The following is a 25,260-nucleotide window of genomic DNA, read 5'->3' as shown; positions in this document are numbered from 1 at the left end:
ACTCGCTTAGTGTGCAGCCCGAGTGTCTCTTGAGACGGCGACTAGTCGGTGAGAACGTACAGGAAACGCTATTCCTGTTCTGTATCACTGACCGAGCGGAAAATGACGCGTCGGGCCTCGAAATCCTCCAAGAACGCCTTCGAGCCGCCGACGGTAAACGTGTCGTCAGACGTCTCAACGACGAACGACTCCTGGGTCGGAAAGTCGTTCGAGAAGGGCCGGACGAGGCTCTGTTTCACCGCCACGATCGTCCCAGTAGTCGTCTCGAACGCCGCGTTACTCTGGGTGGGACGAATGTCCATCTCGGCCGTGACGACAGCACCGTCCATCAGATGTAACGTCGCGTCGAACACCGCATGGCGGAAGCTCGTGAACGTCGCCGGCAGTTGGCTTTTCGACCCAACGTGTACCTGCTCACCCATCGGCCAGTAGTTGGCGATAAATGAGTCAAACAACGAGGAGACGATATGCTCCTCGGCGTGATAGATGGCGTACTCATCTGAGTTCGAGTTCAGTATCGCATCTGCCGAGGCAATGATACCGTCACCCCGGTCAACGGTCAGCGTCACTGGCGCCGGGGCGCTCCACGTCTGGATGATACTCGCAGTCGCACCGTCGATCGAACTCGTGCCGTCGTATTCCGTGACGAGAAGCATACAAAATACTCCCCGACTCTGGGCCTCTCTGAGCGAGTCTTCGACCCGATGAAGAACCGATGCGGGAAGTGCGAGAACGAGTTCGGATTCAGCGGTGTCGATCAGCTTGTTGAGCTGAGCGAGTATCGTCCGTCGAGATTTGATGATACTGAACTTCTGCTGTTCGTAGCTCTCGGAGTCAAACAGATCCTCTAACTGGGATTCGACGGTCTGTAGTTGAGAAACGAGATTATCGATGCCCTCTGCGGGCGGAATCGCTCGTAACTGCGTCGGTTGGACGTGGTCGTCGATTTCGATGAGGTCGCGCTCCTCGAGTTTCCCGACGATATCGTACGCGTAACTCTTAGAGATGTCAGCCTCTTCGGAGACGACCCGGATTGTCGTAGCCCCGTTACGGAGTATCGTCACGTATGCTCGTGACTCCTTGTCCGAGAGCCCGATCCGCATGAGGCTGTCCACCACCTCGTCTTCCACCATACCCAAGTGTTCGGCCAAGGCGGGGGATAAATCTTAGTATGGGAGTACAGACAGGGAGCTGTCCGGCGGGTAACCGCCTCGAACCCCGTTGTTCGAATGTAACACTCCCTACTCGGTGCGGGCACCTCGGGTGACACGGGATGCGTGCGTGGCTAGTCGAATGGCGTGGGACCAACCCAACGGCGTCGCGCTGTCCGGCGCCCCAGTGTCGAAGAACTGCTCTGGGAGGTACCCCGATGGAAGGCACAGACTGCCGTCGAGATCAATTTGGTCGAACAACTGGTCGGCCCACTTCTCGGAATCGTACTCGTCGGTCGACGAGAAGAGTCGAATCGACTTCTCGGCCGCGTACGCGCCCCAGCCAGTCGAGACGGTCCAAACCTTCTCGCTTCCCTGCCCTCGCTGCCGCCACGTATCGCCCTCGAATCGCGTGAGTCCGGAGATGTCGTCGGTCTCTTTCCAGAGCCTGGAGAACGCGGTGTGGAGATGGCGCTCAAGCCGCCGCAGTCGTGTTTCGCCGATGTCCTCGATGGCCCGGTAGGCGAGGTAGGCGTCGACGAGCGAGAAAGTCGTGCTGTCGACTCGGTCGTCCAAGTTACCGTCACCGTCGTCTAATCGAAGCGCGTAGATTCCCTCGTCGGCGGCCCACGCCATATCGAGCGCGTCGAAGACCTGCGTTGCCCGCGTAGCTGCGCGCTCTCTGGTGGCTGCATCGCACGTGATGGCCGCAATCGTACTGTAGGCCTGAACGAACTTCGCGGCAGTGTGCGTGAAACGACCATTCGTATTCTCCCACGCGTTTTCGCACACCGTCGGAAAGCCATCGTCTTCCAGCGAACTGTCGAGCCCGTCGACTCCCGACTGTAACGCGTTCTCGATGGCCTCGACGGTGACGTTTCGGAGCGACTGTCGATATGCCGAGAGATACTCGGCGAGGAAAACGAGGACGCTCGCAGTCTGGTCGGCTTGGTACTGCGTTTCCGTGCCCTCGATGTGGCCGTTCGCCCATCCCGGCGCAAGCCGGCCGTTCATCGGCCACACCCGGTGAGGCCACCGGCCGTCAGGTAACTGTGTCCGCAAGTAGAACTCGGCGCTCTGTCGGTGTATCTCGGCTGCATCGAACCCGAGCGACTCGTCGGCTTCCAAGAGAAACGTCGAAACTTCTCCGTCGTCTCGGAACCACGTGTAGCCGTAGCCGCCGGAGTACTGGTAGTATGGGTCGAAATCCGGTCCCGCAATTCGGGCCCCAGTCGGTGCGGAGAGTAACTCAAGGACCGAAAGGTCAGTCGCGACAAGTCGGTCCGTGACCGTGGGGTACTGTCCGGCCTGCCGTGCCGTCGCGAGGAGCGCGTCTGAATCGCTGTTAGTTCGTCGCGTTCGGGTCGCGACCGCAGAGAGCGCATCCGAGCGCGACTGCGTTTCGATGTCCGACAGCAGGGTGACGAGACTGGTCTCACCGTCCTCGAAAGCGACGCGGACTCCAACACCGCCGGTGAGGCGGCTCTCCTCGTACTCTTCGGACGCGCCGAACTCCGGAAACGACCGCGATTCCGCGGCGAGTATCTCGTCGAACCGTTCGAGTACTTGGGGCGTACACTCCACGAACTCGGTCGAGGTGCCGAGATAGTCGTGTTCGCGGTTGTGATACACCTCGACGGCCTCGTCGTGGATTAGCTGCCCGACGCGCCCGTCTCGCCCCTCCGGGCTGATCTCGACGAACCCGGCCAGTTCGGCATCTTCCGGCGCACCGTCGCCAAGCTCAAACGTCGTCGTGTGGGCGAGTCCATCGGTAACGTCGCGTTGTATCACGTCGAATCCATCGAGACGGTGCGTCGTCTCGACGAGCGACCGGCCCGCTCGGTACGTCTGGCTCCCCGTGTCGAGCGCATCGAACCACTCGACTGCGTCACCGACACGGACGCCGAAGCGTGAGGACACGATGCCGCTGAATCCCGAAAGTGGGTACGAGTAGTCTCGGAGCGACCCGGCTGGTGAAACGTGAACGAGGCGTTGGTCCGACCCGCTGAATCTGCCTTGCTGCGTACGCCGTTCGCCCGGAAATACGTCGGTTGCGTCTTCGTTCTGCTTGTAATCGTCGAGTGACCGTCGGAGTCCCATACACCTACTGGCCACAGAGTTCAGATAAAGTTCTTGTGATATCTCAAAGCTAATCCCTAAAGTATAAGTGGCCCTATTTTGATGAACAATTCGGACGATGACAGCGAACCCAGAGACGAGCAAGACGACGAAGAAGAGCGTCTCACGACGGCGGTTTATCGCCGCTGCAGGTGCGACGGGAGTCACAGCGGGCCTCTCCGGCTGTGCGAGTATGTTCGGCAACGGCTCCGACACCGGTGCACAGGTCGGTGAGTCTGAAAGCGGCGGAACGACCGTCGTCTGGGGCTTTGACGCGACTGTCGCACAGGACCACGCGGACCAGCTCCGCACTGCGCTACACGAGAAAGGAGGGCTCTCGGACGACATCCGCGTCGAGTTCCAGCCGGGCCAGCCGGACAGCGGGAAGCGTCGCTCGACGTACAACCGGCTCTTGAGCTCTCAGGAGACGACGCCGGATATGTTCATGATGGACAACGGCTGGGTGAACATCTTCATCCAGCGGGGACAGCTCGCTAACCTCTCTGAGGTTCTCCCCGAAAGTGCGCGTTCGACCATCGAAAACGAGTACTTCGCTGGATTCACTGAGACGGCCATCGACCCCGCCAGCGGGGACCTGTTCGGTGTTCCGCTGTACCCCGACTACCCGACGATGTTGTACCGGAAAGACCTCGTCGAAGAGGCCGGCTACAATCCGACCGAGGAAAACTGGGCCACCGAGCCGATGACGTGGAAGCGGTGGTCGAACATCGCTGCCGAGGCACAGGAGGTCTCGGGCGTCGATTACGGCTTTACCACCCAGTGGGATATCTACGTCGGAACCGCCTGTTGTACCTTCAACGAGGTCCTGTCTTCGTGGGGCGGCGCCTACTTCGGTGGTCGCGAGAACCTCTTCGGTCCCGTCGGCGAACGACCCGTCACCGTCGATTCGGACCCGGTCGTTAACTCGTTGAATATGATGCGAAAGTTCGTCCACGACGAGAGCTTCGACGGGCAGTTCAGCGACTACGGCGGTGGCTTCACACCGACGAACATCCTCGGGTGGATCGAAGACAGTTCGCTCGCGCCGTTCGTCGACGGGAACGCCGTGTTCCACCGCAACTGGCCGTACGCGATTAACCAAGCAGCGTCGGAGTTCGGCGACGACCTCGGGACGATGCCGCTTCCCTACGGCGTCCCCGAAAGCGAGGCGCAGTTCCCCGGAACCGGTGGGTCCACCTCCGCACTCGGTGGCTGGCACATTACTGTCAACCCGAACAGCCAGAAGCTCGACGCTGTCACGCAGGTCATCCAAGCGTCGATGCGCGAGGAGTTCCAGCTGTTCCTCCTGGAGGTCGAGGGATGGCTACCGCCGCGGGCGAGCCTGTTCAACTCCGAGACGGCTTCGGAGCTCGAACCGACCGGCGACTACATGGACACGCTCCGCGTCGCCGGTGAGAACACGATGGCTCGACCGGTTACGTCCGTCTGGAACAACCAATCGAGCAAAATCGCAGAACAAGCGAACCGTGCGGTCGGACAAGAGGTGTCGTCGGCCGAGGCGATGGCGACGCTCCAATCCAGCCTCGAAGAGACTGAGAGAAGCAACTGACGAGCTGAGAGCTCCACACTCAACAGATCAAACCATGAGTCCCACACCTCTCGGAGGGATAGTATGAGCGCCGATACGGCTGCGGAGCCGGCACGTGAGTCACGGCAGTCGGGGCCAGTCGTCGTCTTCTTGCGGTGGCTGGAGAACCTGAGCGACACGCAGTACGCGTACCTACTGCTGACCCCAGTATTCGTCCTGCTTGGTATCGTGGCTATCTACCCACTCTTGCGGACGTTCGAGCTGTCACTGTACGCCGTCTCGACTGACCTCTCCAGTGTCCGTTTCGTTGGTCTCGACAACTACGTCGCGCTGTTCACCGGAGAGAAAAACCGGTTCCTCCCCGGTGGAACGACGTTCCTCCCGACCGGATTCGACGCCGCGAGTCTCCTCGATAGCGCCCTCGTAATAACCCTCATCTTCGCCGTGGCCAGCGTATTGTTCGAGACCCTCATCGGACTGGGTCAAGCGCTCGTCTTAGATCAAGACTTCTACGGCCGGCGGTGGGTCCGTGCGGCGATTATCATTCCGTGGGCCGTCCCAATCGTCATCCAGGGGATGATGTTCTTCTTGATGTTCGACTCGAACGTCGGATTCGCGACGCCGATTCTCGCCGACCTCGGAGTAGTGGCACCAACCAACACGCTGAACGATACGGTCAGCGCGACGTTCATCATTATCGTCGCTGACATCTGGAAGACCTCGGCGTTCATGGCGCTACTCATCCTTGCCGGGCTCCAGAGCATCAATCGTAATCTGTACGACGTGGCCCGCGTCGCCGGTGCGAGCAAGTGGCAGCAGTTCAGATACATCACGCTCCCGCTCATCCTGCCGACCATCGGAGTTGCAGTATTATTCCGCTCGGTGCAGGCGATGCGCGTGTACGGTATCATCGATACGGTCTCAAGCTGTACCGTCGTCCCCTCACTCTCCTGCATGGTCGTCTCGACGTTCAACACGCACGAGGGGACGTCCGCGGCCATCGCATTCGTGACAGCGGCCATCATCGGCGTCGTCGTGATGGGTATCATCCTGTGGCAGGGGGAGGACGCGATATAATGTCCAGCGAAACCGACGGCACGGCAGACGACGCCGGTCCGCTCGCGCGGTGGGCACGGAACGCGATCCACAACCCACGACGGGTGTATCGAGCGCTGTTCTACGTCGCGATGGCGTTTTTCATGGTCACGACAGTATTCCCGTTCTACTGGTTACTCGTCCTCGCGGTGACGCCGCAGGGGAACCTGCTTTCCGGGAGTTTCCTCCCGACGGTCGAAATATTCGGTGTCAGCGGCACGTTCCCGCTCCCCGTTCCGAAAGGATTCAATCCGACGGCATTCGTTACCGTCTTCGAACAGGTCCCGTTCCACCTGTACGTGCTGAATAGCTTCGTGCTAGCTGCCACGACGACAGTTATCGTCCTCGTCGTCGCGAGCCTCGCGGGCTACGTGTTCGGACGGATCGAGTTCCCCGGACGCGCGCTGTTGATGCTCGGTATCCTCGCCATCAGCTACTTCCCGCCCGCAGCGTTCGTCATCCCGCTGTTTCAGGCGTTCGCCGGTAACGCCCCGATAACGATTCCGTTCATAGGTGTCCCGCTATTCACGCCGCCCCGACTACTGAACACCCCGGGGTCGATGGTCATGCCGTTCAGCGCGCTGTTCCTGCCGCTGTCGATATTCATCCTCACGACCTTCTACGGGCAGATTCCCGACGGGTTGGAGGACGCGGCGCGGGTGGAGGGAACGACCCGACTGGGCGCGCTATTCCGCGTCATCGTGCCGCTTTCGGCACCCGGCGTGGCGACCGCGGGCGTCCTCACGTTCATCAGCGTCTACAACGAGTACTTCTTCAGCTCGATTATGGCGACGTCGCCCGAAGCGTCCAAGTGGTCGCCGATCGTCGGCGGGATTCTCAGCTACCAGACTCAGTACACGACGCAGTACAACCTCATGGCCGCAGCGAGTGTTGTGGGGGTTATCCCCGTCGTCGTCCTCGTTATCATCGCGCAGGAACGCATCGTCAGCGGACTGACCGCAGGAGCACTTAAAGAATAACAATGGCACGAGTACGACTCGAACACGTAAGCAAGCACTACGACGACGTAACGGCGGTCGACGACATGAATCTCGACATCGACCACGGCGAATTCATCTGCTTTGTCGGCCCGTCGGGATGTGGGAAGTCGACGACGATGGAAAGTATCGCTGGACTCACGAAGCCGAGTGAGGGTGAGATCTACATCGGCGACCGCGAGGTGACGAACCTCCCGCCGAAGGACCGCGGGGTGGCGATGGTGTTCCAGAACATCGCGCTGTTCCCCCACATGGACGTCTACGACAACATCTCCTTCGGGCTTCGCCTCCGCAACTACGACAAGGAGGAAATCGAGCGCCGCGTCGAGCGCGCCGCCGAAATCGTCCAGTTGCAGGGCATGCTCGACCGCATGCCCGACGAGATGTCCGGCGGCCAGCGACAGCGCGTCGCCATCGCCCGCGCCATCGTCCGTGAGCCTGATGTCTTTCTCATGGACGAGCCGTTAGCGAACCTCGACGCGAAGCTCAAGGTCCACATGCGGACCGAGCTCCAGCGCCTCCACAAGGAACTGGACACGACCATCATCTACGTCACCCACGACCAAGAAGAGGCGATGACGCTCTCGGACCGTATCGCCGTCCTTGACGCCGGCCAACTCCAGCAGATAGACCCGCCGCTTGTCTGTTACAACGAGCCGTCGAACCTGTTCGTCGCGGGTTTCATCGGCTCGCCCTCGATGAACTTCGCCGAGGCGACGGTCACAGAAGACGCGCTTTCGACAGCGAACTTCTCGCTCGCGTTCGATCCGGCGTCTGTCGAGGCTGTTGAGGTGGGTGACGAGGTAACCATCGGGATTCGTCCCGAAGACATCTATCCCAGCGGAGCACGGGTCGAAGTCGAAGACTCCTCTTCGCTCATCGCCGCGCGCGTCGATATTCTCGAACCGATGGGTGACGAGATATTCGCGTACATGCTGTTGGGCGAGGGTCGAACCTCAATGGACCAGTCAGGGACTGATGACCAGTTGCTGATGAGCGTTGAGCCCGACTCGACGATTCGGGAAGACACGGACGTCGAAGTCGTGATAGACCGGGGGAATGTCCACCTCTTCGATACGGCGTCAGGAAACGCACTCGCCCACGGCCTATCCCCCGTTTCAGGCAAGTTAGAGACCGAGACGACAGCCGACGCAGACGACTGAAGCGACCCGGCAACCTCGCCGTCGGCGACGGTGAGACGCAGTAACTCTTGGAGGCCACCGAAAGAAACCGCTCTCTCGGGCCTCCTCTCCTCACACCAAGGGTGTGCCGAGCACAGATGGGTTCCGCAGTTTCTATCAAGACGCGTTGACATCCATACTTTCCTGCAGGGCGGAGTTTAGCCTTGGTTTTTCCATAATGGGGGGAGAATAGGTTCCGCTACCCCTCATCGTATAAGTGTATTAGTGGAAACGGTGAGGTCTGATATTCGTCAGACAGTCTAGATAGATTCCCAACGTAGAGAAGAATGCTGTTCACTCGTTGGTTATCGAAGTCGACTGCGAACGAGTCCGCCCCGTAGGCGGCGTGGTAGGCGCGGTGGCGTTCGAGCGAGCCAGTCACCTTGAAGTGGAAGAATGCGGCCGCCGTGAAGGGCTTGCTCTGTGTTTCGACCTGCGACTCGACGGATGCGGGGAGCGCGATTTGGGGCGTCTCCGCGTCGATACTCGCAGCGAACTCCTTCGCTTCCTCGACGGTTGCTTGCGAATGTGCCGGTGTCTCGCCGGTGAACACGTTCACCGGGGGTTCCGTCCCGTCGGTGAACAGGACGTCTTCGAAGGTGTGTGTTCCGAGGATCGCCTCGGGACCTAACTCGCAGTCGTGAAACGGATCGTCGCCTTGTTACTCGGGCATCAAATCACGAGCCTCCGGCGGGACTCACCCATTCCGGCCCCTGAAAAACAGCAGTTGGCTTCGAGTAACCCGCCCACCGATGGATACCCAAAACCCCTATGGGTTCTGTATCCGACGTTTCGGTCAGATGCCCTCCATATCGCGCCGTGAATACCTTGTAGTCTCAGCCACGACGGTTCTCGCGGCAACTGCCGGCTGCCAGACCAATTCGTGTACACCGACAGATCCTGGCGTCGCGCAGTGGCCACAGACACGTGCCTCTCCGCACAATACGAACGCCGTTCCCGATCAGCCGACGCTCACGGCTGGCGGTGATTATTGGACGAGTTCCCTCGCAGACGATATCGATATCACCGGACTCGTTGCCACAAATGATACGGCTGTCGTCGTCGGCCGCGCGCCTCGCGAGCAGAATGGTATCGTGACCACCGTACAACTCGACGACGGGTCCTCCGAGACGACCCACGAACTCAATCGGCGTCCAACTGGGCCGCCAGCCCTCGCAGGTTCGATTGCTGTTACGCCCGTACTTGGCGACTATACTGAACCATCGACTGGCGGGATCGTCGCACTCGACACCGCTAGCTGGACGACCACTTGGACACACGATACGGCTGGCAGACCCAATCCGGCGACCGTCGCTGACGACCTCCTCGTCGCCACGAGCGATCGGGGCGATGTAACCGCTCTTGATACGTTTACCGGCGATACGCAGTGGGCGCGGTCGTTCGGTGACGATCACCAGCGTGCAAGCATCCCGGCACCGCCGGCCATCGACAATGACTCTGTGTACATCACGGCAGATGGCTCTGCCGCCCAAGGAATCTACGCGCTAGACCGCGAGACGGGTGAGACCCAGTGGGGGACCCCTGGGCCAAATATCCCGGAACCGCTCGTCCGCACGGAGGATGTCGTCCTCGCGAGCTACGACCGTTACGAACTCGTGGCGTTCGATGCCACCAGTGGAGACCGGCAGTGGTCAAAAGCGATGTACGATGGTGACCTGTTCGCGCCAGCGGTCGGGTACCGCCGCGTTTTCAGCGCGGACAAGGAAACCGTGTATGCGCTGGCCGTTGAGAGTGGAGACGTCCAGTGGGAACAAGCCCTTGATGTCGCAGGCCCCCCATTGGTCGTTGGGGAGTCGGTCGTCGTTCCGACGACTGACCGGACTGTCGGTCTGAGCATTGAGGACGGGAGCGAGTTGTGGACTCTGGCTGAGACGGCTGCAACAGGACGTGTGCCTATCAGCCGTGGTCTGCTTTTCACGTCTGGGAATTCGGTGACGCTACGAACGAACTGTGACTAACCAGAACGAACGGGGTGCTGGTCGGTGCTGGGGATGCGCAGTTCTTGGCGGTCCCCGACTCGCTCGGCCAGCTTCCGTTGCAGGTACTGCCTCGCCGTCGACGGCGTGAACACGCCTGTGTCAAGTACGTCGCCGACGACGTGCTTGAGGGCCACGAACTGTCCCTGCAGGTGGTCGTCGCCGACCGGCTCGCCGTCGTACCAGCGCACCGTCGCGAGCGCGCCGTTCCCGACCGTCTCTCCCTGTTCGACCGTCTCCGAATCGTACTGCAGGCCGAACCACAGCGTCCGGTATGCAGTCACCTCGAACGTGGTCGACACCACAAAGAACGCCTCGTGGTGGAGATAGTCGAGAGGGTCAGCGACGATTTCGTCGAGGGTGAGCCCGGTGGCGCGGGACTTCGGCTCGACGACCGTCGACGGTCGATCCTCGCTGACGAGATAGCCGTCGACCGCATCCGCTTCGAGGCCATCGGCCAGTTCCGCCAGCAGCTGTTTCGCCCACGTGGTGTCGGTGTCGTCGCCACCGAACGGCGACTCCGCCGATATTCGGTGCTTGAGCTTCAGGTTCGCTGCGCCCCAATGAGAGTAGTGGAGCGTGTACTGTCCGTCTGTGCGTTCGTACGCAACGAGTGTGCGGTGGCCCATTGAACAATCACCTCACGGGGCGACCGCGACTGGATCGCCCTGCACCCCTCCCGGGGGACGAACAACTCTACTCGTCGATCGGCTTGAGGGAATTGAGATCGGCGTGGAGGACTTCGCCGTCGCGAACGACGTACCGCTTCGCAAGCACGGGGAAGCGGCAGTTCGTGAACCCCGCCGTCTGGATGTCGAGTTCTTCACCGGGTTCGAGATGGTTGGCCAGCTTTCGGAGGAACTCGTGAGTGACGAGACCTCCTTCGTAGTCCGGAAGTCCATCCTCACAATTCGTTGAACGGCACCGTAGTTCCCGCAACGAGACAGGAGGAACAGAAGCTGAGCAAGCGCTTGTTCACGTCTGACTCGATATACCCGACTACTAGACTGAACAGAATCAACAGTCCTCCCCAATCACAAGTTCTTATACAAGTGCGCAAAACCTGCTCCAGTATGCCCTCCGTGTCAGTCGTACGAACAGAGTTCCAGCGATGCCTCCGAGGAAAGACGCCGTGGCTTCTGGCGCTCTGTCTCCTCCTCGTGAGCCGCGTCCCCACGAGTCCCGAACAGGCCGTCATCCGACACCTCGGCGACGCCGCCGCGTTTCCACGCGCTCAGACCGCCGTCGCAATTGTCGTTCCGTTCGCCGCCGCCGCGCTGGGCTTCCGATCAGTCGTCGGCGAGCGCGAGAGCGGCACCGCCCGCGTGCTCCTTGGCACTGAACTCTCTCGCACCGACCTCGTCGTTGGGAAGGCTCTCGGCCGCGGATCCGCCATCATGGTTCCCGTCCTCGTCACCACGCCGCTGCTCGTCGCCTACGGTACGTACACGTACGGGAGTATCTCTCTCCCCGTGCTCGCTGGCCTCCTCGTCGCGGCGGCCGCCTATGCGTTCGCGTGGACGACCGTCACCGTCTCGCTCTCGGCCGCGATGTCCTCGACCACGCGCGCCGCCGGCGTCGTCTTCGCCGTCACGCTCCTCCTCGGGATATTCTGGAGCGACATCACGGTTGCGCTCCTCTGGAATCTCGTGACGGGCTCCACGCCGAGTAACGAGATGGCCCACCCCGAGCTGTTCTCTGCTCTCAAATGGTTCTCTCTCCCGAGCGCCTACTACGTGCTCACGGATTGGCTCCTCGGGGTCCCGGTCGGTCCCGGAAGTGCCGCGCTCCAAGTGAGCGACGCGCTCCGCAACAACGGGACGCTCGCCACGGCGTCCCCGCCGCTGCCGGTATGGGTCGGTGTCCCCATCTTCCTCGCGTGGCCTGCCCTCGCGCTCCTCGTGGGCGTCTCGGCAATCCGCTACGGCGACCTCACCCCGCGTGGTGGCCCCGGCCGGCTCCGCCGTACGTGGGCGAACCGTCCGTCACTCCCGCGTGTCGCCGTAACGCCGGCCACAGCGGTCGTCGGCCGCGGAGGCTGGGTGGATTCGCTCCCCGGACGGTGGCAGCCGCTCGCGCGACGCGAGTTCCGCCGGCTTACGCACGGCTCCGGCGTCTGGCTACTCGGCGCGACCGTCCTCGTCGCCGGCGTCCTCAGCCTCTCGCCGTCAACACTTGTTCGAGATGCCCTCGGAGCGCGCGTGCCGCTTGCTGCCCTGCAATCGCCGATCAGCGTTATCGGCGGATTTGGAACGCTTCTGCTGACATTTCGCACGGTCGTCACCGAACGCGACTCCGGGAGCATCCGTATGACGGCCGGGACGGCCGTTTCGCGCTCCGCGACGCTCGTCGGTGTTATCATCGGACGAGCCAGCGCAATCGCGTTCTCGCTCGTCCTCGTCGTCCTCGGAACGTGCCTCGTCGCCATCCCCCAGCACGGCGTCGCCCCACCACACGTACTCGTCGGGTTCCTTGCGGTTACTGTCGCTTTCGTCTACTGCATGACGGGATTCGGCGTCGCGCTCTCGACAGTCGTACGCCGGCAGATGGTCGCGGGCGTCGCCGTCCTTGTGCTTGCCGGCCTCTACCTGACGTGGTTCCAGATTTCGAACATCGTCTACGGCGCGCTCACCGGGACGGCCGTAAACGGTTTCTCCCCGCCAGCGAGCCCGACGTACCTTCTGCTCCGGTGGGCGCCGCCAGCGAGCCTCTATCACGTCGTGACGAACGCCCTCCTCGGCGTTCCGAACTCTGCCGGGAACGCGGCCGGGGTACTCACCGACGCGCTTCAGTCGAACGTCTTCTCAAATATTGTGGTCGTGCGGGCGGCCTACGGCGCGGATGTCCCTGTCTGGTATCTTCATCCGGCGGTCGCCCTCGGGGAACTCCTCTGCTGGTTCGCACTCCCAGTCGCGCTCGCCCTCATCAGCTATCGGCGCCGCGCACTCGATTGATTACGGCGCGTCCTCGCTTGGCGCCGTCGGCTCACCGTCGGCCATGGCGACGAAGGCGTCCTCTATCGTGCCCACATCGACGTCGAACGACCGAATCGTCGCCCCGGAATCGTCGAGTGCTTCGAGCGCACGATAGCGAGTCGCGGCGTCGCAGACGACCTCGATTCGACCGTCCGTTCGCGTGATACGCGTAACGCCATCGATGGCTCGCACGGCCGCGAGCGCGGTATCATCGGCGTCGGCGTCGATACGGAGGCGGCTTTCGACACCTGCCGTCGCGCGGAGTTCTGCCGGCGTGCCTTCGGCGACGAGTTCGCCGTCGGCGAGCAGGCCGACGCGGTCGCAGACGCGCTCGACTTGGTCGAGGACGTGACTGGAGAAGAAGATTGTCGCACCGCGGTCGCGCTCGTCCGAGACGACTTCACGGACTAACCGAACTCCATACGGATCCAGTCCGGAGAACGGCTCGTCGAGGATGAGGAGGTCTGGATCACCGGCGATGGCCATCCCCAGGCCGAGGCGTTGTTGCATCCCCTTCGAATACCCCCCGGCGCGTTGGTCAACGGCGTCCGTGAGGCCGACACGGTCGAGGATCGTCTCGGGGTCGCCGGTCGCGTCGTTCGCGTCGAGGATATAGGCGACGTGTTCGCGGCCGGTGAGCGAGTCGTAGACGCCGAAACGGTCCGGGAGGATGCCGGTGCGGGCGTGAATCGTGCTTGCCTCCTCGCGGACGTCTAACCCGAAAATCCGCGCTGTCCCCGCACTCGGGCGTGTGTAGTCCATCAGCATATCAATGGTCGTGGACTTCCCGGCGCCGTTCGGGCCGAGGAAGCCGTACACCTCGCCCTCGTCGACGGTGAGGTTGAGGTCGGCGACGGCGGGCGCGCCGCCGTAGCGCTTCGTGAGGCCGCGCGTCTCGATGGCGGTCATCTCCGGTCACCGCCCGCTCTGGGCGTTCGTTCGCTGGCGACGCGTGTGGGCTGGAGGGCCATGCACTCCCGTATTCTGTGAACGTGGAAAAGTCTTCGCGGTACTCGGCGCGACGAGGTGCGGTGCCGAAGTGAGTTAGATATTGGTTCGCTAGTATGCAACAGTATGCTCACAGAAGGCGAGGTTCGCGCCCTCATTGCCCTCCACGGTGAGCAGACGGTCTCTGAACTCGCAACGAACTACGTATTGCATTTTGTTCCACCAAAGAGTACCCAGAAGACATATTATCTCGACAAAAAAGAAACAAATATGTCAACAGGTGGAGCACCGGGGTTCGTTACAACTCTCCCCCTCGTGGCTCTTATCGGTCTCTTCGGTAGTTCGGCAACGATTGCCTACTGTATTCGAGTACTCGCTACCCGATACGAGACACCGCCACCGTTTTCAACAGGAAGTCTCACGCTCATCAGCGTGCTAGGACATTTGGCGGTTCTATTCACCGCAGGAACTGTCCTCGCCGCAATTGGTGGAATTCCTGCGAGTCCTTCCTTCTTCGGTCCCGCAGTCCCAGTACTCTTGTTTGGCTATGGACTCCCTCTCGTAGTCATCGCAGTTCTCATCGGGAAATTAATCGAGTGGCGCAGTCAAAATGAACCGCCACGTCGATTCGTACATAGTTCGAGCACCGTGTTCGCATTCATCCACTTGCTATCGATCCCTACGGTTTGGGCTATGTTTGTTCTAATTGAATTACTGATTCACAGCAACGGCACCGTCTAGTTAAGGGACGAGCAGGTCGAAGAGATAGTCTCCTATGCTACTCTCAAACCTGCTCAACGAGCGTTTGGACACAGCTACGCTTGAATGTTGGCAGCGTGAGCGGACGACGAACGCCCGAACGGGCGTCCCCAGAAACCTCCGGTTTCTGGTGTCTCGAAATCCGTTGGATTTCGACGAGTCCGCAGGACCTGCGGTCCTGCGAGATGCGAACGAGACGCTGCGCGTCTCGTCGCGTCGCCGTCCGGCTCCATGCTGCCGGCTTTCACTCAGAGAGACAGAAGCGACTCTTCGGCTGCTCGGCGTAGAACGCTCGCTTCAAGCAATTTTTCAGTAAATGTGTCGATTGTCTGATAGTGTTGCAGACCCGCCGAAGGCGCAGCCGAGGCGGGTCGCAGTCGACGAGACCGCTGTCAAAATCAATGGTGAGTGGTCTTGGTTGTGCGCTGCAATAGACCTCGACACGAAAGTAATTCTTGACGTCGCGTTGTTCAAGCGTCATGGAACTGACCCGGCGGCTGCGTTTCTCCACGGAGTCTGTGAGAAACACGACTGTTCAGAGACGGTGTTTCTAGCTGATGCCTTTGACTATCGGATTGCCTTCTCTCGATTAAGGCTGAATGATCGGGTCGACTATACCGACCGAAACCTGATTGAAAAGTGGTTTCACACGTTCAAAATGAGGGTCGACCGTTTCCACAATTCGTGGGTGGACAGTCGGCTGAGCGTCCGCCAGTGTCTTGCAATATTTATTCATTACTATGAGTTTTATCGACCGCATCAGTCGCTCGACGGACGAACGCCAGCTCAGGGGGGGTAACTAGACAGTGCCGCATTAAACAGATTCCGAGTTGTTCACGAGCAGTCACGACCGTGATGACTCCACCGGTCCCGGACAGTCGCCGACTATACTAACAACAACACGGTCGTTGTACGGTCGGTTCGTCCCCGATGGTGTCGGGAAGCAATCGACCGGGGCTGGGCGGAGTCCGGAACGACGTCAAATCCGATTCGTTATCGAAATCTGATTAATCACTGTCCGTGCTCTTGTCAGAATTACTTTGTGACTGTTTCGCCGACGAGATCCAGTTGACGAGCGTGTTCGACGACCCCCAGTCTTCCTCGCGCGTGAGTAGGACGGGACGGCTCTTCTCCAACTGGTATGCGAACCCGACCACCGTTACCAAGGCGAGAAGCGCCATCGGGAGCCCCGCGATAATCGTGAAGTTCTGGAGGATTCCCACGCCGCCGATTATCAGGAGTAGCGACGTGAGAAGCCCGATAATCACGCCCCAGACGAACCGGTTGGCGATTGAGGGGTGCTGTGTTCCCCCGCTGGTGGTGAGGATGGCCAGGCTGATCGTCGCGGAGTCGATGGTCGTGATGAGGAAGGTGAACACGAGCAGTAAGAACAGCGCGACGAACAGTTCCCCGAACGGCAGTTGCGCCAGAATCGGATACGTAGCGACCGAGATTCCGTAGGAATCGATGATAGACAGCAGGTCGACCTGCCCCGAATGCTGGAGCAGCATGGAGTAGCCGCCCATGGTGACGAACCATGGCAGCGTCGCGGCGGTACCGCCGACCATCGCGCCGAAGATGACCTGTTTGAGCGTCCGACCGCGGCTGATGCGCGCGATGAAGATGCCGGTCATCGGGGCGAAGCTAATCCACCACGCCCAGTAGAACACCGTCCACGAACCGACCCACGACTGCCCGCCGCCCACGTTGACGTACAGCGACATATCGACGAAGTTCGCGATGTACTTCCCCATGCCCGCGGTCCCGAGGTTGAATATCGACGCGAACGGTGAGAAGACGAGAATGCAGACGAGGATGAACAGGAAGAGCATCACGTTGAACGTGGACACTCGCTTTATTCCCTTTTCGATTCCCAGCACGGCCGAAGCGGTGTATCCGACCGTTAGCCCCGTCACGAGGGCGATAATCCCGAAGTCGCCGACCGACACGCCGTAGTTGTACGAGAGGCCGGTGATAAACTGCTGGGCGGCGAGGCCGACGGTGACGGTCGCGCCACCGGCCGCGGCGACCACGGCGACGACGTCGACGACTTTCAGCCAAGTCTTATCCAAGTTGTTCACGCCCAGAATCGGTGCGAACACCGAGGAAGGCTTCATCGGGGCGTCCTTGCGGTGGACGTAGTACGCGAGCGGGACCGACAGTATCATGTGATTGACCCACGGCGAGATGCCCCAGTGGAACATCGTGTACTGCATCGCGCCAATCATCGCGCCGACCGATTGAGGCTGCGCGTTGACCAAGGGAGGGACGGTCTCGTAGTGAGACAGCGTCTCGGCGGCCCCCCAGAACACGATGCCCGCGCCGAACGTCGCCGCGAACACCATCATGATGTACGAACCGTAGCTGAACTCCGGCGGCTCGTCCGGCTTGCCTAATTTAATCTCCCCCCACGGGCTGACCATCCACGAAGACGAAGAATATCACGAGCGCGAAGATTAGTGCCTGGAAGTACCACGAGAGGTTCGTCGTGATGACCTCGTTGACGTTGCCAATCACGGTGCTCGACGCTTTCGGGTAAAAGGCTAACGCCGAGACGAGAACGCCCGTTAGGAAGACTCCAATCGCGAACACGGGTGTGTCAATCTCGTCGTACAGGTTGGCGATCTCATCGCGGATTAGTGAGCCTGTCATTGGAATAGTTACGTCCGGGTGAAGTTGCTGCGCGCTGGGCCGAGTCGGTGGAACATCTTCTGCGTCTCCGCGACTCGGAGACGGAGTACGCGTTCCGCAGTTCCCACAAACTGCCTGTTAATACCTGACATACACTATGGTGGTCAATCTTCATATATTTAAATTCTTTGGATTTCTCTCAAACTGGCAGTCGCGCACAGCGGCCGCCGCCGTATCGAGACCGCTCAGCGCTCGACTGCGCCGGCCAACTCTGCGAAGGCATCGCGGAGAACGGGTGCGTCCTCAGCGAGCGTGACGTACTGAACACCCGTTTCGAGCCATTTTCCCGCCTGCGTTGGCGTGTCGGCATACGTTCCCACGACCGTACCGGAGTCCTTGGCCTTGCGGACGACGGACCGCATCGTCTCGACGACGTCATCGTGCTGTACGTCGCCGGGGACGCCCAGCGATTGCGAGAGGTCGTACGGTCCCAGAAACAGGACGTCGATGCCGTCGACGTCGAGGATGGAATCGATGTTCTCGACCGCTTTAACGCCCTCTACCTGCAACGCCAGCACGGTCTCTTCGTTCTGCGTCGATTCGAATTCGGGTCCCCCCTCGTACGTTCCGGCGCGGCCGTAAGGCGAGAGCCCGCGCTCACCTACCGGGTGGAACTTGGCCGCGTTCACCGCGCGTTGAGCGTCGTCCGCGGTTTCCACCTGCGGGACCTGCACGCCGTCGGCGCCGACGTCCAGGGCCCGCTGGATTTCGCCCGGCGCGTTCTCCCGGACCCTGACGACCGCCGACCCACCCTGAGACTGCGCGCCGGCACAGGCGCGCATGGTCGACTGAGCGGTCGCGGGGCCGTGTTCTTGATCGATGACGACGAAATCGAACCCGGCCACGGTCGCGATTTCGGAGACCATCATCGAGTTCACGATCTGAAACGTACCGAGGACGGCATCGCCGTCTACGATCCGCTCTCGGAGAGAGTTTCCAGGCATATCGAGCACGTTTCGAGGGCCGAAGTATCAATCTGCCGCTGGCCGCATTGCCCCCCGTGTTTCGTGTGATAGAACACGATTCGCCGTCATGAGGCGCTCCGCTGTCACTTGCGAGCGCGCCCGAGGGATTGAGGAACTGAACCCCCGCGTCAGTAATCGCGGAGGTTCAACTCAATCCGGTTTCTGACCCGCTTGAGTCGCCTGGGAAGCTCCGTCGCCAACCGCTCACCGACGACCTCCGTCGCGGGCCCCGACGCGCTCAGCGCCCCGACGACTGCGTCATCGCCGTTCAGAACCGGAACCCCGACGCATCGCAGTCCCTGTCCGTACTCCTCGTTGTCTTCCGAGTATCCTCGGTCGCGTATCTCGGCTAACTCCGAGCGGAGCGTCTCGCGGTCAGTTATCGTGTTTTCAGACCGCTTCGGAAGGCCGTGTTGGTCGAGAATCGATTCGACCCGACGCTCCGGCAAGTGCGCGAGAATCGCCTTTCCAGTGGCGGTGCAATGTAGCTCGTGGACTTCGCCGGCCCGCGTCGACAGGCGGATGCGGTCATCGCCTCTCGTCCGGTAGAGGTACACGCCCTTCCCCCGGTCCTCGACGCTGATGTTGACGAGTAGTCCGGTCTCCCGAGAGAGCTCGTCGGCGTGCGGCCGAGCGACCTCGTATATCTCCGTGTTCGTGCGGGCGCTCTCGCCGAGTTCCAGAAAACGGAGGCTGAGTTCGTAGCCCCGCTCGCCGTCAACCACGTAGCCGTGTTCGCGGAGCGTACTCAGATGGTTGTGAGCCGTGCTCTTCGAGACCCCCGCGTGAGTGGCCACGTCGCTGACGCTCGGGGCCGTCTGCGCTTCCAGCGCCTCAAGTATCGCCAGCAGCGTTTCGTCCGACCGTATCGGCCGGGTCGCTTTCTCGGTCATATGACTCCTCCCGCGTCCAGCCCATAGAATGTTTCCCAACCGATAATCGTTCAGCGTGGTCGAACGCTCGTTTGAAAAATTATGGACGCCTTTGGTGACGGTTTGTGACACCGCTGGTGGGCTGTTGTTTTGGTACGGATGCGTATTACAGATATATGCTTGTAATGTATCAGGCGGGTAAACGACCGCTCGGCAGGCACGAATCCGTTCGATGTCATAGAACGCCCCGTCGACGTCCCGTGGTCTCGTCGTGTTAGCACCCTGTCTAATACGGACGCGACGCTCTACGTGGTCGGGAAAAAACGGCGAAAAGTGCGGGGCGCGTGAACCCGGGACCGGGCTCAGTAGTTGAGGTACACCGTCTTCGACGTCGTGAAGAAGTCGAGGCCAGCGTCACCCTGCTCGCGCCACGTCTCGCTCGACGACGACTTCATGCCGCCGAAGGGCACGTGGAGTTCGAGACCAGTCGTCTTCTCGTTGACCTTGACGACGCCGGCTTCGACGTCGTCGGCGAACTGATGGGCCTCGCTGAGGTCTTGCGTGACGATACTGGCGGAGAGCCCGTATTTCGTGTCGTTGGCGAGCGTCACCGCTTCCTCGTAAGAACTCGCGGGGATGACACCCACGACCGGCCCGAAAATCTCTTCCTGTGCGATGCGCATCTCGCTGGAGACGTTCGAGAAGACCGTCGGCTCGACGAAGTAGCCCGACTCGTGGCGCGGTGCTTCGGGGACGGACCCACCGGTTTCGAGGGTCGCACCCTCCGAGACGCCGACGTCGACGTAGTCCAGCGTGCCTTCGAGCTCGGATTTACTGACGTGCGGCCCCATGTCGTAGCCGTCCAGCGCTGGTCCGATGCTGATGTCCTCCGCAGCGGCCACGAGTTCGTCGACGAACTCGTCGTAGACGTCTTCGTGGACGATAGCTCGGGACGCCGCAGTACAGGCCTGTCCGGTTCCGCCGAACGCGCCGTCGGAGACGATTTCCGCGGCGGTACTGACGTCGGCGCTCGGCATCACGACCGTCGGGTTCTTCCCGCCCATCTCAAGTTGGATGCGCTTGCCGTCCGCCGCGGCCGTCTCGCCGACCTGCTGTCCCACGACCGTGCTCCCGGTGAAGGAAATCGCGTCGATATCGTCGTGGGTCGTGAGCGTGCCGCCGACCTCGCTGCCCGAGCCGGTGATGACGTTGAGCACGCCGTCCGGAAGGCCGGCTTCGTCGAGGCACTTGGCCACTTCGTGTGCGACGGCGGGGGCTCGGGACGCGGGCTTGAGAACGACGGTGTTGCCGGTGACGAGCGCGGGCGCGAGCTTCCACGTCGGGATGGCGATGGGGTAGTTCCACGGCGTAATCAACCCGACCGTGCCCAGCGGCTCGGTCTTGGTTTCGAGGCGCGTGTCCTGTGAACTCGACGCTTTGACCTCGCCACCCAGGTCCAGCGCCTTCTCGGCGAAGTAGTACAGGATACCGACGGCCCGGCCGACTTCGCCCGTCGCCTCGGGGAGTGCTTTTCCTTCCTCCCGAGCGAGGAGTTCGGCGACCTCGTCGGACCGGGATTCGAGACGCGACGCGGCGCGGCGGAGAATCGCACCGCGCTCGGGCGCTGGGGTGTCTTCCCACGCCGCTTGAGCCGCGACCGCGGCATCGACCGCGTCTCGGGTGTCGTCGGCCGTCGACGACGGGAACTCGCCGATTACGTCGTCCGGGTCCGCGGGGTTCCGCACCTCGAACGTCTCGCCTGATTCAGAGCCTGTCCACTTGCCGTTACAGTAGTTATTGAACACCGGCATGTACTCTCATCCACAGAACCCTCATTATAATATCTGTCGGTCTCGTCAATACGGGCGCCGTCGCGGCCGTTCGCGGTCACCCTCTCTCACGGTCACGCCGGTGGTTTCGGAGTGGCGCGTACCGCTACTGGGAACTCGTTGGGACGTTGAGCACCGGTACTTCGGAACTGAGCATCACGCGCTGCGTGACGCTTCCGAACAGGGCCTTCCCCGTCGGCGACCTGCGTCGTCCCCCGACGACGATGTATCGGGTGTCGACGCCGTCGGCGTACGTCGTGATCTGTTCCGCCGGGTCGCCGACGCGGACGACGTTCTCGATCTCCGCTGTGTCGTGTTCGAGTTCTGCGTTCGCCGCCGCTCGCTCGATAATCTCGGCTCCGACGCGTCTGACTTCGCGGTTCTCGGTGACCGCCTGCCCCTCGACCTCCTTTTCGAGGGTGTCAACGAGATCCGTGCGCTGGAGCACGTGAAGCGAGTGAAGCGGTTCGCCGAGGTCCGCGGCGAGCGCCGATGCCCGCGCGAGAACGGTTGCTGCTCGGTTCGAGTCGTCGACTGCGGCTACGACCGTCATATCTCACGTATGAACGTCGGACAACAAATTTCCTTGGGAGGCGGTATGCTCCGCATCGCCTACTGTGCGAGCAGTATCACCGCGCCGACCGCCAGCGCGATACCCGCGATTTTGACCTGCCCGAGAACTCCTCCAGAAAGACGACCGCGAGGAGGGTCGTCCCGAGGAGGTACATCCCGCTGATGCTCGTCGCGACGGCGGCGGAGCCCTGACTGAGCGCGAGGTAGTAGCTGATCGTTCCGAGTCCGAGGAACAGTCCTCCCGCGAGCGCGAACCCGATTCCTCTCGTGGAGACGACGACCGGGCCGCCGCGCCACAGGAGATACGAGGCGGCGGCCGTGAGCCCGGCGACGTACGTGTAGATGACGGCTTGCTCCGCCGGCAGTGACTTCGTTGCGACCTTGGCGAGAAACGCCCAGCCCGCGTAGAGCGCCATCGACCCGAACGCGAAGATAACTGTCTTCGACATAGCGTGCGTTACCCGTATATCAGGGACAATCGGTATTGGTTCTTCGGCTGTCCGTGACGGAACTCACCCCGGAAGAAAGCCTGCTCACGTCCCTCTCTCCCCCTCGCTCGGCCGGCGGCCGAGGAACGCGTCACTCGTCGGGTCAATCCGACCCCCGGGGGAGGTAGTACCCGCACGTTCTACAGACGAACTCGCTGTCGTGGTACGTCTCGACGGCGACGAGGGTTTCGTCGCAGTTTGGACATCGCATACGGGTCCACGTCGTATCGACAGTAGGTTAAATCTTTATACGACAAATGTCGAATTAAGAGGGACAGCGACCGATACTCTCGGCGCGTTCGCTTACGCGGACGTCGCGGCCTGCTTAGGCGGCGTCTGTTCTTCGGTCAGCTCGAAGCCGCGCGCTTCCATCATCTCGAAGTATCGGTCGGCGTCCATGCCGCTGGTCTCGGTCACGAAGATGCCGTCCTTGTTCACGGCACCCTCGGCCATGAGCTGAAGCGTCACCGACAGCGGCACGCCGACGTAGCAGCCGTACTCCCGCATCATCGAGATTTCGTTGCCGTCGAAGAACGGGAACGGCTGTTCGAAGTGGTAGACCGCGGTCCCCGCTTCTCCGCCCGCCGTCCCCGTGACCTCCGACGAGAGAATCGTCTGTGGCGTCCACTCCGTCTCGCTGGAGAGTTCCTCGGGTGCCCGCCACTCGGCGTCTCGCTGTCGGCCGGCGCGCTTGACCTGCGACTGGGCGACTTCGAGGGGGTCGACGGTCCCGCCTTCGACCTCGATGGGGTCGGCGTCGAACGCGTCCATCGCGTGGAGCGTCCGCTCGTATTCGGTCCACTCGTCGTGCCAGACGCCGCGGGTGATGATTCGGTCGACGTTCGTCTCTTGTGCGATGGGTGCCTTCGGGAACGTGATGGGTTCGGGATGGGAGATGACGTACGTCTCCTGTTCCCCGATGGGGTCGGGGAACTCGAACGTCCGCTCCTGAGAGAACGGCGGGAGGTCGTTGATGACCGCTCCGTCTTCCCAGCGGGCCCGCTCGTCGACGTTCGGGTCGTGTTCGTAGGTAACGGTGTCGGTGAGGCCGGCGGTCGTCTGGCTGAGGAGCCGCCACATCCCCCAGTAGAAGTTCACGTCCTCGACGTCGTCGAACTCGTCGCAGCCGACCATGCCGAGCGCGATCGTGCTGACGAGGCCGCCGTTCGCGAACCACAGCGAACAACCCGCCTCAGCGAACTCGTCGGACCGGCTGAGTACGGCGTCGAAGTCGAAGGCGTTCAGGTCGACACCGGTGAGGTCGCCGACCTCGACGATGGCGTCGAGGACGTTCTCTTCGAACTGGTACGGGAGTCCGTTCACCACGTACGCCGCGTCGTCGAGGACGCGGGCGATGTCGTCTGCGCTCGTCGCGTCCACGGGTTCGAACGTGACGCGGTCGTCGTCGATTAGTTCGACGAGCCGACGGGCGTTCTTCTCGTCAGCGTCCGCGACGACGATTTCGTCGAAGTCGCTGGTTCGGTACAGGTCGTACACGCAGGCGGAGGTCATCGCTCCGGAACCGCCAAGGACTACGGTCTTACCGCTCATAATACAGTAGGATATGCATGATTAACCGACTTAATTCTATGGGGTGTCGGATGGCCGCAGTCCGCGTCTCCTACGGACCGGAACCCGGCCCGCCCCCGTGAATCGGCGAAATCCGCCCGCTGGTCGTCTCGGAGGCCCGTTACACTTCTTCCCAGGGCATCGGCTCGTCGTGAATCATCAGACTCGACTCGCGCGTGACGGTCCGCTTCTCCTCGCTGATGGCGTCGATTTCGGCGATGTCCTCGGCTGCGAGTTCCAACTGTCGTGCGGCCCAGTTCTCCGCGACGTGTTCACCCGTCGCCTTCGGAATCGCCGCGACCCGGTCTTTGCTCAACAGCCAGGCCAAACTCACCTGTGTCGGCGTCGCGTCGTACTTGTCGGCGATATCGACGAGCATCGGTATCTCCAGCACTTCGCCCCCGACGAGCGGACGATACGCGACCAGCCAGTAGTCGTGTCGCTGGGCGTGTTCGAGCAGGTGCTGTTGCTGCAGGAGCGGGTGCATCTCGACCTGGTGAGCAAATAGGGGTGCGTCAAGGACCCCCATCGCCTCGTCGAGCATCGGTATCGAGTAATTGCTGAGACCGACGTTGTCGATGAGTCCCCGCTCGTGCAGTTCCGTGAACGCCGCCATCGTCTCTTCGACGTCGTAGGCCTTCAGCGGATAGTGGACGTACAGTAGGTCGATCGTCTCGACGCCGAGCGCGTCCAGGCTCTCTTTCGTGCTTTCGAGTACGCGGTCGTGGCTGAGATTGCTCGGCCGCACCTTCGTCGCGACGAACACCTCTTCGCGCGGAACGTCCGACTGTCGGATGGCTTCGCCGACGTATTCCTCCGTACCGTACTGCTGTGCGGTGTCTACGTATCGATACCCCTCGTCGAGCGCGGTGAGAACGCTGTCGACGCATCGCTGTCGCTGGTCCGGGTACCAGGTTCCGATACCCATCCCAAACGTGCTACTATGACTCACGACACCAACTACCAACGAGCGAGGTATAACGCTTTGCCCCTCGGAAGCGGCCTCGGACCGAGGCGAAGTTTCTTTGCGGTCGCTCGACCAGTGATACGTATGACCGATAACTCCGACACTGACCGGCCTGACGACGTTCCGCCGTGGTGGGACGACGAACGTGGAGATTCGCGAGGAGCTCGACCTCCCGGGCTACGACGCACCGAAGTTCGAAGACGACGTCTACGTCCACACGGTCGTCGAGGAACTCGAAGCGAGCCACGGCTGCAACATCCGACTCGTCGACCCGTCGCCGTCGAAACTGAGCACGTGGCAGATACGGCTCGACGGCGAGCCAATCGAGTCGGTCTACCGGTCGCGCGACAGTAGCGCGAACACCGTCTTCTCTATCACGTCGTCGTCGTTCAGATCGCTCGTCGAGGACGCGGTCGCCGAGCGAGAGTGACCGCGCGTCTCACTCGGCAATTTTAATTGCCAGCGCCGCGGACCGGGACATAACGCGCTGCAAGCAGCGCCCGAGACGGTCGCCCGTCTCGTCACGCTCCGGGTG

At 61.6% G+C, this 25,260-nt stretch carries 22 protein-coding genes and 3 pseudogenes; 10 read left to right on the top strand and 15 right to left on the bottom strand.

Going from position 1 to position 25,260, the window contains the following annotated elements:
* Positions 1 to 68: 68 nt before the first annotated feature.
* Both ATB1_RS08000 and ATB1_RS07995 read right to left on the bottom strand, forming a co-directional pair.
* Positions 69 to 1,133: a TrmB family transcriptional regulator gene (locus tag ATB1_RS08000; RefSeq protein ID WP_042663141.1), complete on the bottom strand. Its 1,065-nt coding sequence runs from the start codon at positions 1,131 to 1,133 to the stop codon at positions 69 to 71.
* A gap of 108 nt (positions 1,134 to 1,241) precedes the next feature.
* The gene (locus tag ATB1_RS07995) at positions 1,242 to 3,251 is read right to left on the bottom strand and encodes a glycoside hydrolase family 15 protein (RefSeq protein WP_042662588.1); all 2,010 of its coding nucleotides are present in this window, start codon (positions 3,249 to 3,251) and stop codon (positions 1,242 to 1,244) included.
* Positions 3,252 to 3,348: 97 nt separating this feature from the next.
* On the opposite strand from ATB1_RS07995, the gene ATB1_RS07990 reads away from it, so the two are divergent.
* The 4 genes from ATB1_RS07990 (at position 3,349) to ATB1_RS07975 (ending at position 8,074) form a co-directional block, all read left to right on the top strand.
* Entirely contained in the window at positions 3,349 to 4,839 is a 1,491-nt protein-coding gene (locus ATB1_RS07990) for an extracellular solute-binding protein (RefSeq protein ID WP_042662589.1), read from the top strand.
* A 63-nt stretch (positions 4,840 to 4,902) separates the two neighbouring features.
* Complete coding sequence (locus tag ATB1_RS07985) at positions 4,903 to 5,895, top strand: carbohydrate ABC transporter permease (RefSeq protein ID WP_042662590.1); 993 nt, start codon at positions 4,903 to 4,905, stop codon at positions 5,893 to 5,895.
* Positions 5,895 to 6,893 (top strand): carbohydrate ABC transporter permease, encoded by a 999-nt coding sequence (locus ATB1_RS07980; protein ID WP_042662591.1) that lies wholly within the window; start codon positions 5,895 to 5,897, stop codon positions 6,891 to 6,893. The genes ATB1_RS07985 and ATB1_RS07980 overlap by 1 nt, the downstream gene beginning before the upstream one ends.
* 2 nt (positions 6,894 to 6,895) lie before the next feature.
* Complete coding sequence (locus tag ATB1_RS07975) at positions 6,896 to 8,074, top strand: ABC transporter ATP-binding protein (RefSeq protein WP_042662592.1); 1,179 nt, start codon at positions 6,896 to 6,898, stop codon at positions 8,072 to 8,074.
* A 217-nt stretch (positions 8,075 to 8,291) separates the two neighbouring features.
* Here the strand turns inward: ATB1_RS07975 and ATB1_RS07970 are convergent, their stop codons facing one another.
* A complete protein-coding gene (locus ATB1_RS07970; RefSeq protein WP_241768079.1) occupies positions 8,292 to 8,708 on the bottom strand; it encodes a hypothetical protein in 417 nt (138 codons plus the stop codon).
* Positions 8,709 to 8,892: 184 nt separating this feature from the next.
* On the opposite strand from ATB1_RS07970, the gene ATB1_RS07965 reads away from it, so the two are divergent.
* A complete protein-coding gene (locus tag ATB1_RS07965) occupies positions 8,893 to 10,071 on the top strand; it encodes a PQQ-binding-like beta-propeller repeat protein (protein ID WP_042662593.1) in 1,179 nt (392 codons plus the stop codon).
* Here the strand turns inward: ATB1_RS07965 and ATB1_RS07960 are convergent.
* Both ATB1_RS07960 and ATB1_RS07955 read right to left on the bottom strand, forming a co-directional pair.
* Positions 10,068 to 10,718, bottom strand: coding sequence for a DUF6735 family protein (locus ATB1_RS07960; RefSeq protein ID WP_042662594.1), 651 nt, complete (start codon positions 10,716 to 10,718; stop codon positions 10,068 to 10,070). The two genes, ATB1_RS07965 and ATB1_RS07960, sit on opposite strands and share 4 nt — an antisense overlap.
* Positions 10,719 to 10,785: 67 nt before the next feature.
* Positions 10,786 to 10,995, bottom strand: a pseudogene (locus ATB1_RS07955) (hypothetical protein); the annotation flags it as partial.
* Between the two features lie 167 nt (positions 10,996 to 11,162).
* Here ATB1_RS07955 and ATB1_RS07950 point away from each other — a divergent pair.
* Complete coding sequence (locus ATB1_RS07950) at positions 11,163 to 13,043, top strand: ABC transporter permease (protein WP_082256341.1); 1,881 nt, start codon at positions 11,163 to 11,165, stop codon at positions 13,041 to 13,043.
* On the opposite strand, the gene ATB1_RS07945 is transcribed toward ATB1_RS07950, so the two are convergent.
* Entirely contained in the window at positions 13,044 to 13,973 is a 930-nt protein-coding gene (locus ATB1_RS07945) for an ABC transporter ATP-binding protein (protein WP_042662595.1), read from the bottom strand.
* A 165-nt stretch (positions 13,974 to 14,138) separates the two neighbouring features.
* Here ATB1_RS07945 and ATB1_RS21520 point away from each other — a divergent pair, with 165 nt between their 5' ends.
* The 3 genes and pseudogenes from ATB1_RS21520 (at position 14,139) to ATB1_RS07940 (ending at position 15,570) form a co-directional block, all read left to right on the top strand.
* Positions 14,139 to 14,753 (top strand): hypothetical protein, encoded by a 615-nt coding sequence (locus ATB1_RS21520; protein ID WP_128081405.1) that lies wholly within the window; start codon positions 14,139 to 14,141, stop codon positions 14,751 to 14,753.
* A 34-nt stretch (positions 14,754 to 14,787) separates the two neighbouring features.
* Positions 14,788 to 14,878: pseudogene (locus ATB1_RS24565) on the top strand (IS6 family transposase); the annotation flags it as partial.
* A gap of 78 nt (positions 14,879 to 14,956) precedes the next feature.
* A pseudogene (locus ATB1_RS07940) lies at positions 14,957 to 15,570 on the top strand (IS6 family transposase).
* A gap of 208 nt (positions 15,571 to 15,778) precedes the next feature.
* On the opposite strand, the gene ATB1_RS07935 reads toward ATB1_RS07940, so the two are convergent.
* The 9 genes from ATB1_RS07935 to ATB1_RS07900 all read right to left on the bottom strand — a co-directional run bounded on the left by ATB1_RS07935 (position 15,779) and on the right by ATB1_RS07900 (position 24,686).
* On the bottom strand, positions 15,779 to 17,194 hold the full coding sequence (locus ATB1_RS07935) for a BCCT family transporter (protein WP_082256340.1): 1,416 nt from the start codon (positions 17,192 to 17,194) through the stop codon (positions 15,779 to 15,781).
* Positions 17,169 to 17,423, bottom strand: coding sequence for a BCCT family transporter (locus ATB1_RS23840; RefSeq protein WP_082256339.1), 255 nt, complete (start codon positions 17,421 to 17,423; stop codon positions 17,169 to 17,171). The genes ATB1_RS07935 and ATB1_RS23840 overlap by 26 nt, the downstream gene beginning before the upstream one ends.
* Before the next feature lie 224 nt (positions 17,424 to 17,647).
* A complete protein-coding gene (locus tag ATB1_RS07930; RefSeq protein ID WP_042662598.1) occupies positions 17,648 to 18,406 on the bottom strand; it encodes an HpcH/HpaI aldolase/citrate lyase family protein in 759 nt (252 codons plus the stop codon).
* Between the two features lie 149 nt (positions 18,407 to 18,555).
* On the bottom strand, positions 18,556 to 19,320 hold the full coding sequence (locus ATB1_RS07925) for an IclR family transcriptional regulator (RefSeq protein WP_042663139.1): 765 nt from the start codon (positions 19,318 to 19,320) through the stop codon (positions 18,556 to 18,558).
* A 341-nt stretch (positions 19,321 to 19,661) separates the two neighbouring features.
* A complete protein-coding gene (locus ATB1_RS07920) occupies positions 19,662 to 21,110 on the bottom strand; it encodes an aldehyde dehydrogenase family protein (RefSeq protein WP_042663137.1) in 1,449 nt (482 codons plus the stop codon).
* Between the two features lie 124 nt (positions 21,111 to 21,234).
* Entirely contained in the window at positions 21,235 to 21,681 is a 447-nt protein-coding gene (locus ATB1_RS07915) for a universal stress protein (protein WP_042662599.1), read from the bottom strand.
* Positions 21,682 to 21,757: 76 nt separating this feature from the next.
* Entirely contained in the window at positions 21,758 to 22,150 is a 393-nt protein-coding gene (locus tag ATB1_RS07910) for an EamA family transporter (RefSeq protein ID WP_198526061.1), read from the bottom strand.
* A 342-nt stretch (positions 22,151 to 22,492) separates the two neighbouring features.
* Positions 22,493 to 23,740: a saccharopine dehydrogenase family protein gene (locus ATB1_RS07905; protein WP_082256282.1), complete on the bottom strand. Its 1,248-nt coding sequence runs from the start codon at positions 23,738 to 23,740 to the stop codon at positions 22,493 to 22,495.
* Between the two features lie 139 nt (positions 23,741 to 23,879).
* On the bottom strand, positions 23,880 to 24,686 hold the full coding sequence (locus ATB1_RS07900; protein WP_042662602.1) for an aldo/keto reductase: 807 nt from the start codon (positions 24,684 to 24,686) through the stop codon (positions 23,880 to 23,882).
* A gap of 184 nt (positions 24,687 to 24,870) precedes the next feature.
* On the opposite strand from ATB1_RS07900, the gene ATB1_RS07895 reads away from it, so the two are divergent.
* On the top strand, positions 24,871 to 25,155 hold the full coding sequence (locus ATB1_RS07895) for a hypothetical protein (RefSeq protein WP_042663135.1): 285 nt from the start codon (positions 24,871 to 24,873) through the stop codon (positions 25,153 to 25,155).
* The last annotated feature ends 105 nt before the right edge of the window (positions 25,156 to 25,260 follow it).

It is taken from the genome of Haloferax sp. ATB1, from assembly GCF_000730175.1.
Note: the sequence above shows the minus strand (reverse complement) of the source record. Positions and strands in the feature narration are given on the sequence as shown.

Coding starts and splice junctions, on each gene's coding strand:
- ATB1_RS08000 (WP_042663141.1), bottom strand. CDS start 1,133: ATGGTGGAAGACGAGGTGGTGGACAGCCTCATGCGGATCGGGCTCTCG.
- ATB1_RS07995 (WP_042662588.1), bottom strand. CDS start 3,251: ATGGGACTCCGACGGTCACTCGACGATTACAAGCAGAACGAAGACGCA.
- ATB1_RS07990 (WP_042662589.1), top strand. CDS start 3,349: ATGACAGCGAACCCAGAGACGAGCAAGACGACGAAGAAGAGCGTCTCA.
- ATB1_RS07985 (WP_042662590.1), top strand. CDS start 4,903: ATGAGCGCCGATACGGCTGCGGAGCCGGCACGTGAGTCACGGCAGTCG.
- ATB1_RS07980 (WP_042662591.1), top strand. CDS start 5,895: ATGTCCAGCGAAACCGACGGCACGGCAGACGACGCCGGTCCGCTCGCG.
- ATB1_RS07975 (WP_042662592.1), top strand. CDS start 6,896: ATGGCACGAGTACGACTCGAACACGTAAGCAAGCACTACGACGACGTA.
- ATB1_RS07965 (WP_042662593.1), top strand. CDS start 8,893: ATGCCCTCCATATCGCGCCGTGAATACCTTGTAGTCTCAGCCACGACG.
- ATB1_RS07960 (WP_042662594.1), bottom strand. CDS start 10,718: ATGGGCCACCGCACACTCGTTGCGTACGAACGCACAGACGGACAGTAC.
- ATB1_RS07950 (WP_082256341.1), top strand. CDS start 11,163: ATGCCCTCCGTGTCAGTCGTACGAACAGAGTTCCAGCGATGCCTCCGA.
- ATB1_RS07945 (WP_042662595.1), bottom strand. CDS start 13,973: ATGACCGCCATCGAGACGCGCGGCCTCACGAAGCGCTACGGCGGCGCG.
- ATB1_RS21520 (WP_128081405.1), top strand. CDS start 14,139: ATGCTCACAGAAGGCGAGGTTCGCGCCCTCATTGCCCTCCACGGTGAG.
- ATB1_RS07935 (WP_082256340.1), bottom strand. CDS start 17,194: ATGGTCAGCCCGTGGGGGGAGATTAAATTAGGCAAGCCGGACGAGCCG.
- ATB1_RS23840 (WP_082256339.1), bottom strand. CDS start 17,423: ATGACAGGCTCACTAATCCGCGATGAGATCGCCAACCTGTACGACGAG.
- ATB1_RS07930 (WP_042662598.1), bottom strand. CDS start 18,406: ATGCCTGGAAACTCTCTCCGAGAGCGGATCGTAGACGGCGATGCCGTC.
- ATB1_RS07925 (WP_042663139.1), bottom strand. CDS start 19,320: ATGACCGAGAAAGCGACCCGGCCGATACGGTCGGACGAAACGCTGCTG.
- ATB1_RS07920 (WP_042663137.1), bottom strand. CDS start 21,110: ATGCCGGTGTTCAATAACTACTGTAACGGCAAGTGGACAGGCTCTGAA.
- ATB1_RS07915 (WP_042662599.1), bottom strand. CDS start 21,681: ATGACGGTCGTAGCCGCAGTCGACGACTCGAACCGAGCAGCAACCGTT.
- ATB1_RS07910 (WP_198526061.1), bottom strand. CDS start 22,150: ATGTCGAAGACAGTTATCTTCGCGTTCGGGTCGATGGCGCTCTACGCG.
- ATB1_RS07905 (WP_082256282.1), bottom strand. CDS start 23,740: ATGAGCGGTAAGACCGTAGTCCTTGGCGGTTCCGGAGCGATGACCTCC.
- ATB1_RS07900 (WP_042662602.1), bottom strand. CDS start 24,686: ATGGGTATCGGAACCTGGTACCCGGACCAGCGACAGCGATGCGTCGAC.